Here is a 16718-nt window from a genome sequence, read left to right as displayed (position 1 = left end):
ATCATGAAGTTGTTGCGACACGCCGAGGCGAAGCGCAACAACTTCATGATCAACGGGCAGAGGGGGCCGGACGCGCGAACGCCCGCCGGGAGGATCCCGGCGGGCGTTCAGGTGTCGCGTGGGGGAGGGGTCAGCCCTCGAAGACGCCGGCCTCGACGAGGCGCTTCTCGGTGGCGTCCCAGCCGTCACCCGGGTGGGTGGTGTTCAGGTTGTTGATCTCGGCGCGGATCTTCGCGGCGTGGCCGGCGGCGGCCAGCACCCGGATCTCCTCGACGAAGGCCTCGGAGTCGGTGCGCAGGTGCGCGGTCTTGCCGTTGGTCAGGTTCCGCACGTAGGCGTGCTTGCCGCCGTTGAGCGGGATGAGGTACTTGAACTCGCCCAGCACGCTGAGGGCGCCACCCTGGCCAGCCTGGCCGGCCCGGACTGACGCGCGCGCGGTCTTAGAGGTGTTGCTCGCCACGGAGGTACTCCTTGCAAGACGTACGGGAGGACGGAACGTCCGGGGGCTGTGCGGACGACACCCTGGTGGGTGGGCCCGCGGAAGATGTGCGCGGCACAGGCCGCCGATGGAACTGTACACGACCGCGGTCCCTGGCTGGTCATCGCGTCGTGAGGGGTCAACCGGGGTGCTCGTCCGACTATTCCGACCCGCGAATTTTCCGATTCCCTGGCGCATCATCCGTCACACCAGTCATCATGTGTTCCAGCAACCACTCGGGTGGTCGAGGTCGTAGGGGAAGACGCACCTCGCTCTCCGGGAGGTCACCGTGCCAACGCGTGGCGTCGTATACGTCCACTCGACCCCGCTCGCCGTGTGCTCACACGTCGAGTGGGCGATCGCGCGCGTCCTCGCCGCGCCGGTCAACCTGCAGTGGACGGCTCAGCCCGTCGACCCCGGCGCACGCCGGGCCGAGTGCGGGTGGACCGGTCGCCCGGGGACGGGCGCCGAGCTGGCTGCTGCCCTCCGGCAGTGGCCCATGATCCGTTTCGAGGTCACCGAGGAACCAAGCCCCGGCGCCGACGGCGAGCGCTTCATGTACGTGCCCGGACGGGGCCTGTTCCGGGCGAGCGTCGGCGCCGCCGGCGACATCCAGCTCGGCGAGGACCGCCTGCGCAGCATCATGGCGGGCGCGCGGGCGCCCGAGGCCCTCGCGCACGCCCTCGACAAGGCGCTCGGCACGGCGTGGGACGCCGAGTTGGAGCCCTACCGGTACGCCGGCGACGGCGCGCCGGTGACCCTGCTCACCCGCGTCGGCTGACGCCGGGGCCCGGACCGGGGCCGACTCATCCTGGCGGGTGAAGGTCAAGTTGCCCCGATAAGGGGTGAACTGGTGGGATGGGCCGCGTGTCGACTACCCCGCGACGTGCCGGCGTCGCGCTCGCCGCCCTGACCGCGCTGCTCGTCTCCGGGTGCTCCGGGCCAGCGGACCGCCGTCCCGACCCGGCCCCGACGAGCGCCGCCGCCCCGACGGCCATCCCGACACCCGCCGCGAGCGTCCCCGGCGCCGACCCCGCCGCCCGCGCCGCCGCCCTCGTGGCCTCGCTCGCCGACGAGGACCTCGTCGGCCAGGTGCTGATGCCGTACGCCTACGGCGACGCGGCCACCCGGGTCTCGCCCGGCTCGGCGGCCGGCAACCAGGCGCTGGCCGGGGTGGACACCCCCGCCCAGATGGTCGAGAAGTACCGGCTCGGCGGGCTGATCCTGGTCGGCTTCAGCGCCGACGACCCGACCAAGGGCAACCAGGAGACGACGAACGTCGACAACCCGAAGCAGGTCCGCGCGCTGACCGACGGCCTGCGCGCGACCGCCGGTCGGCTGCCCGCCGGGCCGGCGCCCTTCCTGATCGGCACCGACCAGGAGCACGGCGTGGTCACCCGGATCACCGACGGCGTGACCCTGCTGCCCAGCGCCCTCGCCGCCGGCGCCGCCGGACGGCCGGACCTGACCGAGGCCGCCTGGCGGGCGGCCGGCACCGAACTCGCCGCGATGGGGATCAACCTCGACTTCGCCCCCGTCGCCGACGTGCTCGCCACGCGCAGCACCGTGATCGGCTCCCGGTCGTACGGTGCGGACCCGAAGGTGACGGCGGGGCAGGTCGCGGGCGCGGTCCGGGGCCTGCAGGCCGCGGGCGTCGCGGCCACCGTCAAGCACTTCCCGGGGCACGGGCACAGCGCCGCCGACTCCCACGAGGGACTGCCGGTGCTCGACCAGCCCCGCCGGACGTTGGAGACCGGGGCGTGGCCGCCCTTCTCCGCCGCCATCGACGCGGGCACGATGGCCGTGATGTCCGCCCACCTCGACGCGCGGTCGGTGGACCCGGGCACCGCGGCGACCTTCTCGCACAAGCTGCTCACCGACGTGCTCCGTGGCCAACTCGGCTTCCAGGGCGTGGTGATCACCGACGGGATGAACATGCCGCCGGCCAAGCGCTGGTCGCCGGGCGAGGCCGCCGTGCGCGCGCTGAAGGCGGGCAACGACCTCATCCTCATGCCGCCGAACGTCCGCCAGGCGTACGACGGGCTGCTCGCCGCGCTCCGCGACAAGTCGCTGCCCCGGACCCGCCTCGTCGAGGCCGCGACCCGGGTGCTGACGATGAAGTTCAAGCTGGCCGACCGGCCCACGCCCGAGCTGTCCACGCTGGCCGGACCGGCGCACCGCAAGGCGGCGGAGGACCTGGCCGCGGCGGCGGTGACGGTGCTGCGGGGCGCCTGCGGCGGCGGCGTACGGGGGCCGGTGACCGTGACCGCCTCCGGCGGGCGCGAGCACACGCGGGCGGCGCTGACCGAGGCGCTCAAGGCGGCCGGGGTCAAGGTGGTGGCCGGCGGCGGCACGGTGGTGCACCTCGTCGGGTACGGCGACGGCGCCGGTGACCTGCGCGCCGACGCCGCCGTCACGGTCGCCATGGACACCCCGTACGTGCTGGCGAAGGCCAAGTCGCCCACCCTCCTGGCGACCTACTCCTCCAGCCGGGCGTCGATGACCGCCCTCGCCGGGGTGCTGGCCGGCAAGACCCGACCGGGCGGCCGGTCCCCGGTGCCGGTGACCGGCCTGTCCGCCACCACCTGCGGGGCCTGAGCCGCGTCAGTCCCGGTTGATCCGGGCCGACTGCTTCGCCAGCTGGTACGCCGGCAGCAGCTCCATGGGGTCCGAGGTGTCCAGGCTCAGCACGATCGGACCGTAGAGGGAGGAGATCGCGATGGCGCGGTCGTTGACCGTGCCGCCGTCCTCCTTGGGGTAGCTCGCCTCGACGGCGTCGACGGTGCCGGCCTTCACCCGCCGGTACTCCGCGTCCGCGTCCTCCGGCGCATAGGCGTCGAGGAAGTACTTGAGGTGCTCCTGTGCGCCGCCGGCGACCCCGTCGACCCGCCACACCCGCAGGAACCCGGTGGAGCCGGTCGACCGGGCGTCGATCTCGCACAGCATGAGGGCCTTGCCGAGGCGGGGCTCGCCGAACTTCGCCGAACCCTTCACCGCCTTAACCTTCCACCTCGCCGGCACCGAGAAGGTGACCGGCAGCTCGCAGGGCGTGCCCTTGCCGCCCACCGTGGTCCCGGCGGGAGCCGCCACCACCTCGTCGTGCCAGGGCGGGCCGGGGGGCACCGGGGAGGCGGTGACGCTCGGCGAGGCCGAAGGGGAGCCGCCGGCCGACGGTGCCTCCTTCCCGTCGGCGCAGCCGCCGGTCAGTCCGATGGTGAGCGCCGCGAGCACGGCGGCGCGGGTACGACGTTGCATGGTGTCCATTCCCCGTTGACGACGAGAGCCGGCTCATCAAAGCGGCGCGGAGCGGCGACGTCAATCCGGTTGATCTACGGTGCCGCGCGCAGGGCGGCCACCAGCCACTCCACGGCGGGCACCGTGGGCGGGAACGGGGGCCGCCGGTTGAGCACCCCGATCAGCTGCCAGTACCGCTCCACCCGCCGGTCGGTGAAGGTCGCGATGCCGTCGGCGAGCGCGAGCCGTTCGGCGCGGGACAGCCCCGGGTCCACCATCTCGTCGAGCACCGCCCGCGCCCGCCCGGAGTCCGGGGCGATCCCGGCGGCGAGCGCGGCGCGCGCCGGCTCGACGGAGGGCATCGCCGGCGGCGGGGACGTCGCCGCCGCCCCGGCCACCGCCATCGCCCGTACCCGTAGCCGGAAGGCGGGGTCGGCGACCAGCCCGGCCAGCTCGACCCAGGCGTCCACCTCCTCGTCGGTGGGCTCGTCGGGCAGGTCGGCGGGGAGCGTCCGCATCGCCCGGGCCAGCCCGTCGCCGCCGGGACCGGGCTCCACGCCACCGAAGACCTCGGCGACGAACTCGTCGATGATCCGTTGCCGCTCGCGGGCGGAGAGGCGGGCCAGGTCGTTCATCAGTCTCAACTCCTCGGTCGTGCTGCCACGTCGGGCGACCGACCGCAGCACCGCCCGGCGCAACCGCAGGGTGCGGATCTCCGCGTCCAGGGCGCGGCTGTGCGCCTGGGCCACCTCCCGGACGCTCGTCCGCCGCTGGAGGATCCGGCGGACGTCGTCCAGGCCGATCCCCAGCTCCCGCAGGCTGCGGACGAGGTCCAGCCGGGCCACGGCCGCCGCGTCGTAGAGGCGGTAGCCGCCGGTGGACCGGGCGGTGGGCGGGAGCAGGTCGAGGTCGGACCAGAAGCGGATCGTCCGGACGGACAGGCCGGTCCGGCGGGCGAGTTGCCCGATGGTGAACAGGTCGGTGCGGTCGGCCACGTCGACAAGCCTCCTGTCTCCAGCCGATGGAGAGTCAAGCGGGAAAACCGGGTCGCCTTCGGCCGTCCCACCTGGCACCCTCTGCGCCCATGGGGACAGCAGAGGGTTTCGCGTACGTCGAGCGGTCGGACGGCACGGTGGTCGTCACCCACCACGGCCGGGCGGCGGGCACCCTGCGCGGCGGCCGGGCGGCGGAGTTCCTCGCCGAGGTCGACGGCGACCCGCAGCTCGTGATGGCCCGGTGGACCGGCAACTACCGCCGGGGCAACGAGCGGACCGCCCGCCAGCACCCCCGCAACCGGGCTTGAACGACGCGCAAGGGCCCGCGCTCGTGCTGAGCGCGGGCCCTTGCGACGGTGTGTGCGGCTACAGCGGGATGTTGCCGTGCGCGCCCCGCGCCGCCGGGGCGGCGGCGAGGGCTTCGGCGATGCGGCGGCGGGTCTCGGCCGGGGTGATGACGTCGTCGACGACGCCGATCTCGAGGGCCCGGTTGACGCCACCGGCGATGCGGGTCTGCTCCTCGACGAGCTGCGCGCGCAGCGCCTCGCGCTCCTCGGCCGGGGCGGCGGCGAGCTTCTTGCGGTGCAGGATGTTGACTGCGGCGCCGGCGCCCATCACCGCGACCTCCGCGTCGGGCCAGGCGAACACCGCGGTGGCGCCCAGGGATCGGGAGTTCATCGCGATGTACGCCCCGCCGTAGGCCTTGCGGGTGACCAGGGTGACCCGGGGAACGACGGCCTCGGCGAAGGCGTGCAGGAGCTTCGCGCCCCGGCGGACGACGCCGTCCCACTCCTGGCCGAGGCCGGGCAGGTAGCCGGGTACGTCGACCAGGACGATCAGCGGCACGCCGAGGGAGTCGCACATGCGCACGAACCGGGCGGCCTTCTCGGCGCTGGAGGCGTCCAGGCAGCCGCCCAGGCGCAGCGGGTTGTTCGCGATGACCCCGACGGTACGCCCGGCGAAGCGACCCAGGGTGGTCACGACGTTCGGCGCCCACTTGGCGTGCAGCTCCACCCCGGGGGCGTCCAGCAGCGCCTTCACCACCGGCTTGACGTCGTAGGCCCGGTTCGTCTCGACCGGCATCTTCGCCGTCAGGTCGTGTCCTCCCTCGTCCTGGGCGGACACGTCGTCGGGCGACAGGCGCCCCTGCCGGCCGAGCAGCGCGGCGAGCTTGCGCGTCTCGGCCAGCGCCGCCTCGTCGTCGGCGCAGGTCACGTGGACCACCCCGGAGCGGCGGCCGTGCGGCTCGGGCCCACCGAGGCGGGCCATGTCGACCTGCTCGCCGGTGACGCTGCGGACCACCTCCGGGCCGGTCACGAAGATCCGACCCGCGCCGCTCATCACCACGATGTCGGTCAGCGCCGGCCCGTACGCGGCACCACCGGCCGCCGGGCCCAGCACCGTGGAGATCTGCGGCACCCGCCCCGAGGCCCGCACCATCGCCGCGAACACCTGACCCACCGCGTCCAGGGCGACCACGCCCTCGGCCAACCGCGCACCACCCGAGTGCCACAACCCGATCACCGGCACCCGCTCCCGTACCGCGGTGTCGATCGCGTCCACGACGTGCCGGCACCCCTCGGTGCCCATCGCCCCGCCCATCCGCGTCGCGTCCGTGGCGTACGCGACGACCGGCGAGCCCTCGACCTCACCGCGCGCCCACAGCACACCCGAGGTGTCCCGTGGCACCGACAGCCGCAACGAACCGGCGTCGAACAACGCCCGGAGCCGAACCTCCGGATCCCGATGGTCCGCGACGGACGAGGTGTCCACGCCAACGGCGGTGGTGGTCACGTGAGCCTCCATGGCTGTGGTCTCAGGCCCGCGTGAAGACGAGAGCCACGTTGTGCCCGCCGAAGCCGAACGAGTTGTTCAGCGCGGCGGGGATGTCCATGTGGCGCGCCTCGTTGGCGGCCACGTCCAGGCTGAGCCCGTCGTCGGGGTCGTCCAGGTTGATCGTCGGCGGTACGACACCGTCGCGGATCGCCAGGATGGTGGCGATCGACTCCAGCGCGCCCGCCGCGCCCAGCAGGTGACCGGACATCGACTTGGTCGAGGTCAGCACCGGGTGGTCACCCAGCGCCGCGCGCAGCGCGGTGATCTCCGCGACGTCCCCGACCGGGGTCGACGTGGCGTGTGCGTTGACGTGCACGATGTCCGCCCTGGCGACGCCCGCGTCCGCGATCGCCTTCGCGATCGCCCGGATCGCGCCCTCGCCCTCCGGGTGCGGCTGGACGATGTCGTAGCCGTCGGAGGTGAGTCCGGCGCCGGCCAGCCGGGCGTAGACCCGGGCGCCCCGGGCGGCGGCGTGCTCCGCCCGCTCCAGCACCACGATGCCCGCGCCCTCACCCAGCACGAAGCCGTCGCGGCCCTTGTCCCACGGCCGGGAGGCCCGCTCCGGCTCGTCGTTGCGGGTCGACATCGCCCGCATCGAACTGAACCCGGCGATCGGCAGCTGGTGGATGACCGCCTCGGTGCCGCCGGCCACCACCACGTCGGCCCGGCCGGCACGGATCATGTCCATGCCGAGCGCGATCGCCTCAGCGCCGGTCGCGCAGGCGCTGGCCACCGAGTGCACCCCGGCCTTCGCGCCCAGCTCCAGCCCCACCCAGGCGGCGGGGCCGTTCGGCATCAGCATCGGGATCGTGTGCGGGGAGACCCGCCGCGGGCCGGACGCCTCCAGGATGTCGTCCTGGGCGAGCAGCGTCAGCGCGCCGCCGATGCCGGAGCCCACGCTGACGCCCAGCCGCTCCGGGTCCAGCCCGGAGTCGGCCAGGCCCGAGTCGGCCCAGGCCTGCTGCGCCGCGATGATCGCGATCGCCTCGGAACGGTCGAGCCGGCGGAGCTTGACCCGGTCGATCAGGCCGGTCGGCTCGACCGCGAGCCGGGCGGCGATCCGGACCGGCAGTTGCTCGGCCCACTCCTGGGTGAGCGGACCCACCCCGGAGCGGCCGGCGAGCATGGCGTCCCAGGTCGACGCGACGTCCCCGCCCAGCGGGGTGGTCGCGCCGAGCCCGGTGACGACGACGTCGGTGTGAGCCATGATCAGGACTGCGCCTCGATGTAGCTGACGGCGTCCCCGACGGTCTTCAGGTTCTGCACCTCGTTGTCCGGGATCTTGACGCCGAACTTCTCCTCGGCCGCCACCACGACCTCCACCATGGAGAGCGAGTCGACGTCCAGGTCGTCGGTGAAGGACTTCCCCTCGGCCACGTCGTCCGGGTTCACCCCGGCAACCTCTTCGAGGATCTCGGCGAGGCCGGCGGTGATCTCGTCACGGGTCATTGCGGTTGGTTCCTCTCATCGTGGATCATTCGACGGCCGACGACGCCGGCCGTCACTCCCCGGCGCAGCGGCCGGAGGGGCTTTCAGGGGCAGCGGACGACCTGACCGGCGTAGGTCAGGCCACCGCCGAAGCCGAAGAGCAGCACGGGGGCGCCGGAGGGCACCTCCCGCCGCTCGACCAGCTTGGACAGGGCCAGCGGCACGCTCGCCGCCGAGGTGTTGCCGGACTCGACGATGTCCTTGGCGATGATCGCGTTCGGGATGCCGAGCCGCTTCGCGATGCCGTCGATGATCCGGGCGTTGGCCTGGTGCGGCACGAAGGCCGCCAGGTCCGACGGGTCGACCCCGGCGCGCTCGCACGCCTGCCGGGCCAGCGGCGCCAGCTCCGTGGTGGCCCAGCGGAAGACCGACTGGCCCTCCTGCTGGATGGACGGGCGCCAGCCCTCGATGCGTACCGCGTCGCCGCGCTCCGGCACCGAGCCCCAGACCACCGGGCCGACGCCGGCGGGCTCGCCCTCGCCGACGGCCGACACCACGGCGGCGCCGGCGCCGTCAGCGAAGATGATGCAGGTGGAGCGGTCCGTCCAGTCGACGATGTCGGACAGCTTCTCCGCGCCGATGACCAGGGCGTTGCGCGAGGCGCCGGCCCGGATGGCGTGGTCCACGGTGCCCAGCGCGTACGCGAAGCCGGAACAGGCCGTGTTGAGGTCGAACGCCCCGGGCGCGGTGATGCCGAGCTTGGCGGCGACCCGGCAGGCCACGTTCGGGCTGCGGTCGGCGGAGCTGCACGTCGCCACGACGACCAGGTCGATGTCGGCGGCGGTGAGCCCGGAGTTGGCCAGCGCCTTGCCGGCGGCGGCGGCGGCCATGTCGGCGACCGTCTCACCGTCGGCGATCCGCCGGGTGACGATGCCGACCCGGTCCCGGATCCACTCGTCGCTGGTCTCCACCAACTGGGCGATGTCGTCGTTGGTGACCACGCGGGAGGGCTGGTAGTGCCCCAGCGCGACGATCCGACTGCCGGTCATGCGTGACCTCCGATGCGGACGAGCGGTTGGCCCGGCGCGACCGGGTCGTCGTGGTGGGCGAGCCACTCGGTGAGCACGCCGCTGCCGTGCGCGGTCACCTCGACCGGGCCCTGCCGGGTGGCCACGTGGCCGACGACCTGGCCGGCGCGGATCGTGTCGCCCTCGGTGAGTTCCCGCGCCGGCTCGAAGGTGCCGGCCGACGGGGCCACCACCACGCGGAACTGCATGGTCGGCTCGTGGCCCGGCGCCATGCCGTGCCGGGCGATCAGGTCCCGGGCGGCGGGCAGGTCGTCGGGGGTGTTGAGGGTGACCACCTCGGGGGCCCCGGCCCCCTTCAGCTCCCGCTTCACCAGGCCCGCGAGGGTGCCGGCCGGGGGCAGCTCGATCACGCCGGTCACCCCGAGGTCGGCCAGGGTGCGCATGCAGAGGTCCCAGCGCACCGGCGCGGTGACCTGACGGACCAGGCGCTGCACCATGTCACGTCCGTGGTTGACCGCGGCCCCGTCGAGATTCGACAGCAGGATCCGGGCCGGGTCGCTCGGGGTGATCCCGGCGGCCACGGCGGCCAGCGCCGTCTCGGCGGGGGCCATGTAGGGCGTGTGGAAGGCGCCGGCCACCTTCAGGCGGATCACCCGGGCCTTGGCCGGCGGCTCGGCGGCGAGCTTCTCCAGCCCCTCGACGGAGCCGGCGGCGACGAACTGGCCGGCGCCGTTGCGGTTGGCCGGGTGCAGTCCGTGCGCGACGATCGAGGCGAGCACCTCCTCGGGGTCCCCGCCCAGCACGGCGGCCATCCCGGTCGGCTCCAGGGCGCAGGCCGCGGCCATCTCCCGCCCGCGTACGCCGGCCAGGGTGATCGCCGCCTCGGCCGGGAGCACCCCGGCGAGCGCCGCCGCGCCCAGCTCGCCGACGCTGTGGCCGACGGTGAGCGTGACGTCGTACATCGGCAGGTGCTCGGCGGCCAGCAGCGCGGCGGCGACCAGCAGCGGCTGGGTCCGCGCGGTGTCCCTGATCTCGTCCGCGTCGGCGGCGGTGCCGAGGTGCACCAGGTCGACCCCGGCCAGCGCCGACCACCAGCGCAGACGTGCTTCGGCGCCGGTGAGGTCCAGCCAGGGAGTCAGGAAGCCGGGTTTCTGGGAACCCTGGCCGGGCGAGAGTACGGCGAGCACGTCTATGACTCTCCCGGATACGCGCGGGTAGCGCTGTGCCGCCTCCGACCAAACCGCACTAGAACCTTTGGAGGGTTCCTACAAAAATCGGCGGCGATCATCACCTGTGTGTGATGTCTTGCTGCTATTCGGGGTCATTGTCTGGGTTGGTGCGACCGGGACCACCGGGTCGAGCCGGCCGACCGTGAGGGCCACCTGGAGCGCGAAGGCGTCCCGCGCCGCGAGCGGCGAGAAACCGGTGACGTCGGAGATCCGCCGCAGCCGGTAGCGCACCGTGTTCGGGTGCACGAAGAGGGAGCGCGCGGCGCTCTCCAGCGTGCCGCCGGCCGCGAAGAAGGCGTCGAGGGTCTCCAGCAGTTCCCCGCCGGCCCGCACCAGCGCGGCGTAGACGTCGTGCCGCAGCCGCCGGCGCGCCTCCGCGTCACCGGCCAGCGCCCGCTCCGGCAGCAGGTCGTCCGCCGGCACCGGCCGGGGCGCGGTCGGCCAGGCCGGTGCGGCCCGGAAGCCGGCCAGCGCGGCGCGCGCCGACTCGGTCGCCTCGTCCAGGCTCGGCACGGCCGGACCGACCACCACCGGCCCGTCCCCGAAGGCGCCGAGCAGCTTGCCGGTGGCCGCGACGGGGTCGGCGGCGCCGCCGAGCACGATGACCAGGCGGTCGCCGTGCACGCCGCCGATCACCTCCGTGCCGATGCGCCGGGCCTGCCGGTGCACGGTGTGCAGCACGGCGGAGACCTCCCCGCCGGGGGAGCGGCCGACCGCCACCGCCACCGGCGGGGCGTCCGCCCAGCCGAGCGCCGCCGCCCGGCTCGCCAGCACGTCCGGCGAGTCGCCCCGCAGCAGCGCGTCCACCAGCAACGCCTGCAACCGGGCGTCCCAGGAACCGCGCGACTCGGCGGCCCGGGCGTACACCCGGGCGGCGGCGAAGGCGATCTCCCGGGAGAACCGCAGCACCGCCTCGCGCAACTGCTGTTCCTCGCCCTTCGCCGCCAGGTGCGAGACCTGCTCCTCGACGACGTCGATCATCACCTTCACCAGCGCGACGGTCTGCTGGAGGCTGATCGAGCGGGCGAGCGCCTGCGGCGCGGTGGCGAAGACCTCGTCCGAGACCTCCTGGGTGCTGTCCGCCGTGCCGCCGCCGTCGCGCAGCCACTGCACCAGCGACCGGGCGCCGGCCTGGGCCACCAGCATCACCCAGGAGCGGTGGTCGGGCGGCAGGTCGCGGAACCAGGGCAGCGTCTCGTCCATCCGGGCCACGCTGGCGCTGGCCAGCGCCCCCGCCGCCCGCTCGATCCGGCGCAGCGTGGCCGACAGTTCCGTCCCGCCCGGCTCGCTCACCGCCCCAGCCTGACACGCCCCGACCTGCGCCTCCGCGCCGGGCGGCCCCGTCCGCCGGCCGTGGCCTGCCGGCCGTGGCCCGGCCCCGGGCTGCCCCACCGCCCCCGGCCCCGGGTGGCCCACCCGGGCGCGGGTGACGGGCCCGTGCCCCGGGCGGCGGTGGGTCAGGCCGGCGGCGGGACGGGCAGTCCCAGCTCCTGGGCCAGGATGGCGGCCTGCACCCGGCTGCGCAGGTCCAACTTGGCGAGGATCCGGCTGACGTGGGTCTTGGTGGTGCTCTCGGCCATCGCCAACCGGTCGGCGACCTGCTGGTTGGACAGGCCGAGCCCGAGACAGGCCAGCACGTCGCGCTCCCGGGGGGTCAGCGCGTCCACCGCCTGCCGGGCCGCGGCGGAGCTGGTGGGGGCGGTCGCCGCGAACTCGGTGATCAGGCGGCGGGTGACCGCCGGGGCGATGAACCCCTCGCCCCGGGCGACCGTCCGCACCGCCGCCACCAGCCCCGCCGCGTCGATGTCCTTGAGGACGAAGCCCGCCGCGCCGGCCCGCAGCGCCCCGAAGACGTACTCGTCGACGTCGAAGGTGGTGAGCACGAGCACGTCGGCGAGCCGGTCGGCGGCGATCTCCCGGGTGGCCGAGATGCCGTCCAGCCTGGGCATCCGCACGTCCAGCACCGCGACGTCCGGGCGCAGCTCCCGGCACAGCCGGACCGCCTCGGCGCCGTCCTCGGCCTCGCCCACCACCTCGACGCCGGCCGCCCCGGCCAGGATCAGCGCCAGCCCGGCCCGCACCGCCGGCTGGTCATCGGCGAGCAGCACCCGGATCACCTCGGCCATGCCACGCCCCGTCCCCTCACGACGCCACCTCCGTCGGCAGCTCCACCCGTACCCGCCAGCGGCCTCCCGCCGGGCCGGCGGCGAACCGGCCGTTCAGCAGCGCCGCCCGCTCCCGCATCCCGATCAGGCCGGCGCCGGCGCCGGTCAGCGTGCCCCGGCCGGCGCCGACCGGGTTCTCCACGCCCACCACCACCCCCGCCGGCTCGTACGCGACCAGCAGGTCGGCCTCGCCGGCGCCGTGCTTGAGCGCGTTGGTCAGCGACTCCTGCACGATCCGGTACGCGGCCAGGTCCACCCCGACCGGCAGCGCGCGGGGCTCGCCGCGCCGGGTCGCCCGGACGGTCAGCCCGGCGGCGCGTACCCGGTCCACGAGAGCGTCGACCTCGCTGAGCCGCGCCCGGGTCGTCTCGTCGGTGGCGTCGACGGCCGCACCGCCCTCCGCCGGCTCCCGCAGCAGGCCGATCATCTGCCGCATCTCGCCCAGCCCCTGCACGCTGCTCTCCCGGATCACCCGCAGCGCCGACTCGACCTGCGACCGGTCGAGCCCGGGCACGGAGAGCGCGGCCGTGGCGTGGATGGCCACCGCGCTCAGGTGGTTGGCGATCACGTCGTGCAGCTCCCGGGCCATCCGGGCCCGCTCCGCGCCGACGGCCTGCCGGCGGTCCAGCTCCACCAGCCGGGCCGTCTGCTCGGCCCGGGCCCGTTCGGCGACCGCCTGGTCCCGGTACTGCCGCACGCTGATCCCGGTGAGCACCGGCAGCACCCCGGCCAGCACCACGGGCGCCCCGATGCCCACGCCCCGCCAGTCGCCTCTCAGCAGCACCCCCACCGCCGTGCCGAGGACGCTCAATCCGATCGTGACCTGGAGCAGCCGGCGCCAGGTCCGGGCCGAGCCGTACACGCACGCGTCGTAGAGCACCTGGGTGTAGACGAGGACGGTGGCCAGGGAGCCGCCCATCGCGAGGTCGGCCAGCACCGCCACCGTGCCGAGCGCCAGGCTGGCCCGGGTGGCGACCCGGCGCAGGCCCACCGCCGTGCAGACCACCGCCAGCGGCAGCAGGAACAGCGGTTCCGGCAGGCCCGGGTGCCAGGACAGTTGCGGCTGCGTGCCCAGCCCGTACAGGACCACCCCGCCAACCAGCGAGGCGCAGGCCAGCACGAAGTCCCGCCCACCCGTCCCGGCCCCCACCCACCCCGCCACCCTGCCCCACCCACCCGCCGCCACCCCCCGATCCCACCACACCCCCACCCCGCCCGTTTCCGCCGATCATGCAGTCGTGGTGGGGGACGAAAGCTGCACCGGCGTACGAAATCCCCACCACGACTGCGTGATCGCGAGGGGAGGGGCGGGGGCGGTGGGGGAGTCGGGTGTGGCGTCGGTGCCGGCCAGTACGGTGACAGGGCCCGTCGGAGCGACCCCGGCGGGCGGGGCGAGCGTGAGGAGACTCCGATGGCGCACGGGGAGGCCGAGCACGGCTGCGCCCAGGGCGAGCCCTGCCGGCCGGGCCACCACGAGCAGCAGGCGGCAGCAAAGCACCGCCGGCTGCCCGGAGGGCTCCCGGCCCACTCGCCGGAGCACCCGGCCCGCGCGCCCGAGCGCCCCGAGGACGACGTCACGGTGCCCCGGCAGCGCGTCGCGGAACCGGCTTCGACCGGCGAGGCCGAGTTGGCGGCGCTCCCGGGCTGCCGCAGCGACCTGCCCGGCTGGGCCGGCGCGCACCGGCACGGCCCGGTCCGCCCCCGGCCGCGCGGCACCCGCCGCGAGCGGCCGCCACGCCGCTGGTGCTGACCACGGCGACGCCGCCCGGCCGCTAGCGTGACCGGTGTGAAGGCGATCGCGATCGACACGTACGGCCCGGCCGACCTGCTGACCGTCCGGGACCTGCCCGACCCGCCGGTCGGCCCGGACACGGTGCTCGTACGGGTGCGGGCGGCCGGGGTGAACCCGGTCGACTGGAAGGTGCGCGAGGGGCACCTGGCCGGTGCGATCCCGGGTCACTTCCCGCTCGTCCCCGGCTGGGACGCGGCCGGGGTGATCGAGGCGGTCGGGCCGGCGGTGACCGGGTTCGCCGTCGGCGACGAGGTCGTCGGCTACGTCCGGCGCGACCACATCCAGCACGGCACGTACGCCGAACTCGTCCCGGCACCCGAGCGGGCGCTGGCGGCCAAGCCGGTGCGGGCGTCCTGGGCCGAGGCGGGCGGTCTGCCCCTGGCGGGCCTCACGGCGTACCAGGCGCTCCAGTCGGCCCGCACCGGCGCCGGCGACACGGTGCTGGTGCACGGGGCGTCCGGCGGGGTGGGCCACCTGGCGGTGCAGATCGCCCGGGCGTTCGGCGCCGACCGCGTGATCGGCACGGCCGGCGCGGCCAACCACGACTTCGTCCGGTCGCTGGGCGCCGAGCCGGTCGCGTACGGCGACGGGCTGGCCGACCGGGTCCGCGCGGTCGCGCCCGACGGGGTGGACGTGGTGCTCGACCTGTTCGGCGGCGACGCGCTCGACGTGTCGGCCGAGCTGATCACCCGTCCCGCGCGGCTGGTCTCGACGGCCGACCCGGAGCACGTCACCCGGCTGGGCGGCAGCTATCTGTTCGTCAAGCCGTCGACCGTGGACCTGGGCATGCTCGCCGGGCTGGTGGACGCCGGCCGGCTGACCGTCCACGTCGAACGGACGTTCCCGCTGGCGCAGGCGGCGGACGCGCAGCGCCTGGTGGAGGCGGGGCACGTCCGCGGCAAGGTGGTCCTGGAGATCTGACCCCGCCCGGGGCCGGCCGTCCGGCGGGCGCCGGCGGCGGGCTCAGCGGGTGCGGCGGCGGACCAGCAGCGCGATCCCGGCGAGCCCCGACGTGATGACCAGCACCACCGCGACGTTGAGCAGCAGCAGCCGCTGCAACTCGCCGAGCGCCTCGTCGATGTCCTTCGCCGGGTTGAGCGCGTCCTCCGGGATGACCCGCTCGCCGCCGCCGACGCCCCCGCTGACGGTGTCGAACTGCCGCTCCAGCGGCACGCCCGCCGTGCGGAGGGTCTCCGACATGCTGAGCCGGCCGAGGAACCAGCCCGCGGCGGTCTTGCGGGCGTCCGGCTGCTTGGCCGGGCGGAAGACGCGCGGCCCGCCGACCGCCTTCGGGTAGAGGTCGTACGTCTGCTTCGCGACGTCACCGGCGAACACCACGACGGTGTACTTCGGACCGAGGTCGGCCGCCTTCGGGCCCTTGGGCTGCCCCGTACGGCCGAGGAAGTTGACCTGGTCGATGATCGCCACCACGTGCGTCGGGTGGGCCTCCGCGCGCAGCCGCAGCGGTTCTGCCAGCCCGTGCCCGGTGATCTCCACTCCGGCCGGTGGGGTCTTCGGCGCCGCCGTCGCCGTCCCGGCGGGACCGAGCGACAGGACCGCCGCCGCGAGCCCGCCCACCAACACCGCGACCAGCCGCCGCATCGTTCGGACCATCGCCGCCTCCTCGCCCCGTTCGATGGATGGCTTGCTGCAGGTCACGCGTTGGTTGGCTGACGGGGGTGACCGAACCCGTGCAGGGTGCCACCCTCAAGACTGCGCAGAACGTCGATCGGTTGCAGCTCGTGGAACAGTAATTGGAACTATCTGTGATCCCGGCCCGACCAATGAACGGTAGCCGTGGATCAGCGGGCGGATCGTACCTTTACGGAGGGGTTCATGGGGGGCAGGTTCCCACGTGTGGCGCTCACCTGGCCAGTGGTGGTCGGCGTGGCGATCGGTGTGTCGTTGGTGTTGCCGGCCGCGCCGGCGGCTGCTCACAACTCGCTGACCGGCAGCGATCCGCGCAACGGCGCCCGGGTGGCCGAGGCGCCGTCCCGGATCGAGCTGCGTTTCCTGGCGAAGGCGGACCCGAATACGACGAAGATCACAGTGACCGGTCCGGACAACGTGGCCGCGCTGGGCGGCGCGCCGGCCTTCTCCGGCTCGCGGGTGAGCGTCCCGTTCAAGCCGGGCCGGGCGGGGCTCTACATCGTCGGCTACCAGTTGGCGTCCAGCGACGGGCACCCGGTCTCCGGCGAGGTGCGGTTCACCCTGACCACCGGCACCCCCGCCGGGTCGCCGACGGGCGCGGGCACCGCCGGCCCGAGCGCCCCGGCGTCGGCCGTACCGCCTCCGTCCGGCGCCGTGCCGACCTCGGCCGCGCCCGATCCGACGGCCGCGGGCACGCCGGGGTCCGCGGTGCCCGCGGCGAAGGAGAGCGACGACGCGGCCGGGCGCGGCTGGCTGTGGGCGCTCGGCGGCGTGCTTCTCCTGGCCGCCCTCGCCGCCGGCCTGCTGCTGCGTCGCCGCTCCGCCCGCCGCTGACCGGCACGAGCCCGGGACGCCTCAGCGCCCGGACCCACCGGTCCGGGCG

Annotated in this window: 18 protein-coding genes; 6 read left to right on the top strand and 12 right to left on the bottom strand. The window is 74.9% G+C overall.

Translation table 11 applies throughout. The features are described from left to right. Window positions 1-130: 130 nt before the first annotated feature. Window positions 131-460: a hypothetical protein gene (locus AC0OO9_RS06935; protein WP_074313395.1), complete on the bottom strand. Its 330-nt coding sequence runs from the start codon at window positions 458-460 to the stop codon at window positions 131-133. Window positions 461-767: 307 nt separating this feature from the next. Between AC0OO9_RS06935 and AC0OO9_RS06930 the strand changes: the two genes are divergently transcribed. Both AC0OO9_RS06930 and AC0OO9_RS06925 read left to right on the top strand, forming a co-directional pair. Then, window positions 768-1259 carry a DUF3145 domain-containing protein gene (locus AC0OO9_RS06930; RefSeq protein WP_121400330.1) on the top strand — a complete coding sequence of 164 codons (492 nt, stop codon included), beginning with the start codon at window positions 768-770 and terminating at the stop codon, window positions 1257-1259. 77 nt (window positions 1260-1336) lie between these two features. After that, window positions 1337-3076, top strand: coding sequence for a glycoside hydrolase family 3 protein (locus AC0OO9_RS06925; protein ID WP_484516395.1), 1740 nt, complete (start codon window positions 1337-1339; stop codon window positions 3074-3076). A gap of 6 nt (window positions 3077-3082) precedes the next feature. Here AC0OO9_RS06925 and AC0OO9_RS06920 read toward each other — a convergent pair whose 3' ends face one another. Next, on the bottom strand, window positions 3083-3733 hold the full coding sequence (locus AC0OO9_RS06920) for a lipoprotein (RefSeq protein ID WP_484516393.1): 651 nt from the start codon (window positions 3731-3733) through the stop codon (window positions 3083-3085). Between the two features lie 74 nt (window positions 3734-3807). Then, window positions 3808-4707 (bottom strand): helix-turn-helix domain-containing protein, encoded by a 900-nt coding sequence (locus AC0OO9_RS06915; protein WP_484516391.1) that lies wholly within the window; start codon window positions 4705-4707, stop codon window positions 3808-3810. Window positions 4708-4796: 89 nt separating this feature from the next. Between AC0OO9_RS06915 and AC0OO9_RS06910 the strand changes: the two genes are divergently transcribed. Beyond that, window positions 4797-5015, top strand: a complete 219-nt coding sequence (locus tag AC0OO9_RS06910) for a hypothetical protein (RefSeq protein WP_484516389.1) — start codon at window positions 4797-4799, stop codon at window positions 5013-5015. Window positions 5016-5073: 58 nt separating this feature from the next. On the opposite strand, the gene AC0OO9_RS06905 is transcribed toward AC0OO9_RS06910, so the two are convergent. The 8 genes from AC0OO9_RS06905 to AC0OO9_RS06870 form a co-directional block, all read right to left on the bottom strand. After that, window positions 5074-6513 carry an acyl-CoA carboxylase subunit beta gene (locus tag AC0OO9_RS06905; protein WP_484516388.1) on the bottom strand — a complete coding sequence of 480 codons (1440 nt, stop codon included), beginning with the start codon at window positions 6511-6513 and terminating at the stop codon, window positions 5074-5076. Window positions 6514-6523: 10 nt separating this feature from the next. After that, window positions 6524-7750: a beta-ketoacyl-ACP synthase II gene (gene fabF / locus AC0OO9_RS06900; protein WP_132237208.1), complete on the bottom strand. Its 1227-nt coding sequence runs from the start codon at window positions 7748-7750 to the stop codon at window positions 6524-6526. Between the two features lie 2 nt (window positions 7751-7752). After that, window positions 7753-7992 carry an acyl carrier protein gene (locus tag AC0OO9_RS06895; protein ID WP_007072348.1) on the bottom strand — a complete coding sequence of 80 codons (240 nt, stop codon included), beginning with the start codon at window positions 7990-7992 and terminating at the stop codon, window positions 7753-7755. 83 nt (window positions 7993-8075) lie between these two features. Continuing rightward, window positions 8076-9020, bottom strand: a complete 945-nt coding sequence (locus tag AC0OO9_RS06890; RefSeq protein ID WP_484516385.1) for a beta-ketoacyl-ACP synthase III — start codon at window positions 9018-9020, stop codon at window positions 8076-8078. Next, window positions 9017-10186 carry an ACP S-malonyltransferase gene (locus AC0OO9_RS06885; RefSeq protein ID WP_484516383.1) on the bottom strand — a complete coding sequence of 390 codons (1170 nt, stop codon included), beginning with the start codon at window positions 10184-10186 and terminating at the stop codon, window positions 9017-9019. The genes AC0OO9_RS06890 and AC0OO9_RS06885 overlap by 4 nt, the downstream gene beginning before the upstream one ends. A 78-nt stretch (window positions 10187-10264) precedes the next feature. Beyond that, window positions 10265-11644, bottom strand: a complete 1380-nt coding sequence (locus tag AC0OO9_RS06880; protein ID WP_484516381.1) for a PucR family transcriptional regulator — start codon at window positions 11642-11644, stop codon at window positions 10265-10267. A gap of 41 nt (window positions 11645-11685) precedes the next feature. Then, window positions 11686-12354, bottom strand: coding sequence for a response regulator (locus AC0OO9_RS06875; protein ID WP_484516379.1), 669 nt, complete (start codon window positions 12352-12354; stop codon window positions 11686-11688). Window positions 12355-12370: 16 nt separating this feature from the next. Further along, entirely contained in the window at window positions 12371-13555 is a 1185-nt protein-coding gene (locus AC0OO9_RS06870) for a sensor histidine kinase (RefSeq protein WP_484516377.1), read from the bottom strand. A 249-nt stretch (window positions 13556-13804) separates the two neighbouring features. On the opposite strand from AC0OO9_RS06870, the gene AC0OO9_RS06865 reads away from it, so the two are divergent. After that, complete coding sequence (locus AC0OO9_RS06865) at window positions 13805-14143, top strand: hypothetical protein (RefSeq protein ID WP_484516376.1); 339 nt, start codon at window positions 13805-13807, stop codon at window positions 14141-14143. 36 nt (window positions 14144-14179) lie between these two features. After that, window positions 14180-15106 carry an NADP-dependent oxidoreductase gene (locus AC0OO9_RS06860; protein ID WP_484516374.1) on the top strand — a complete coding sequence of 309 codons (927 nt, stop codon included), beginning with the start codon at window positions 14180-14182 and terminating at the stop codon, window positions 15104-15106. A 42-nt stretch (window positions 15107-15148) separates the two neighbouring features. On the opposite strand, the gene AC0OO9_RS06855 is transcribed toward AC0OO9_RS06860, so the two are convergent. Beyond that, entirely contained in the window at window positions 15149-15799 is a 651-nt protein-coding gene (locus AC0OO9_RS06855) for a hypothetical protein (RefSeq protein ID WP_484516373.1), read from the bottom strand. A 222-nt stretch (window positions 15800-16021) separates the two neighbouring features. Here AC0OO9_RS06855 and AC0OO9_RS06850 point away from each other — a divergent pair, with 222 nt between their 5' ends. Then, window positions 16022-16669, top strand: coding sequence for a copper resistance CopC family protein (locus AC0OO9_RS06850; RefSeq protein WP_484516372.1), 648 nt, complete (start codon window positions 16022-16024; stop codon window positions 16667-16669). The last annotated feature ends 49 nt before the right edge of the window (window positions 16670-16718 follow it).

Source organism: Micromonospora sp. USAFONa4 (assembly GCF_057197825.1).
Note: the sequence above shows the minus strand (reverse complement) of the source record. Positions and strands in the feature narration are given on the sequence as shown.

Bases quoted from the DNA above. Each gene is read 5' to 3' on its own strand.
- AC0OO9_RS06925 (WP_484516395.1), top strand. From the start codon at position 1,337: ATGGGCCGCGTGTCGACTACCCCGCGACGTGCCGGCGTCGCGCTCGCC.
- AC0OO9_RS06920 (WP_484516393.1), bottom strand. From the start codon at position 3,733: ATGCAACGTCGTACCCGCGCCGCCGTGCTCGCGGCGCTCACCATCGGA.
- AC0OO9_RS06910 (WP_484516389.1), top strand. From the start codon at position 4,797: ATGGGGACAGCAGAGGGTTTCGCGTACGTCGAGCGGTCGGACGGCACG.
- AC0OO9_RS06905 (WP_484516388.1), bottom strand. From the start codon at position 6,513: ATGGAGGCTCACGTGACCACCACCGCCGTTGGCGTGGACACCTCGTCC.
- fabF (WP_132237208.1), bottom strand. From the start codon at position 7,750: ATGGCTCACACCGACGTCGTCGTCACCGGGCTCGGCGCGACCACCCCG.
- AC0OO9_RS06895 (WP_007072348.1), bottom strand. From the start codon at position 7,992: ATGACCCGTGACGAGATCACCGCCGGCCTCGCCGAGATCCTCGAAGAG.
- AC0OO9_RS06890 (WP_484516385.1), bottom strand. From the start codon at position 9,020: ATGACCGGCAGTCGGATCGTCGCGCTGGGGCACTACCAGCCCTCCCGC.
- AC0OO9_RS06875 (WP_484516379.1), bottom strand. From the start codon at position 12,354: ATGGCCGAGGTGATCCGGGTGCTGCTCGCCGATGACCAGCCGGCGGTG.
- AC0OO9_RS06865 (WP_484516376.1), top strand. From the start codon at position 13,805: ATGGCGCACGGGGAGGCCGAGCACGGCTGCGCCCAGGGCGAGCCCTGC.
- AC0OO9_RS06855 (WP_484516373.1), bottom strand. From the start codon at position 15,799: ATGGTCCGAACGATGCGGCGGCTGGTCGCGGTGTTGGTGGGCGGGCTC.
- AC0OO9_RS06850 (WP_484516372.1), top strand. From the start codon at position 16,022: ATGGGGGGCAGGTTCCCACGTGTGGCGCTCACCTGGCCAGTGGTGGTC.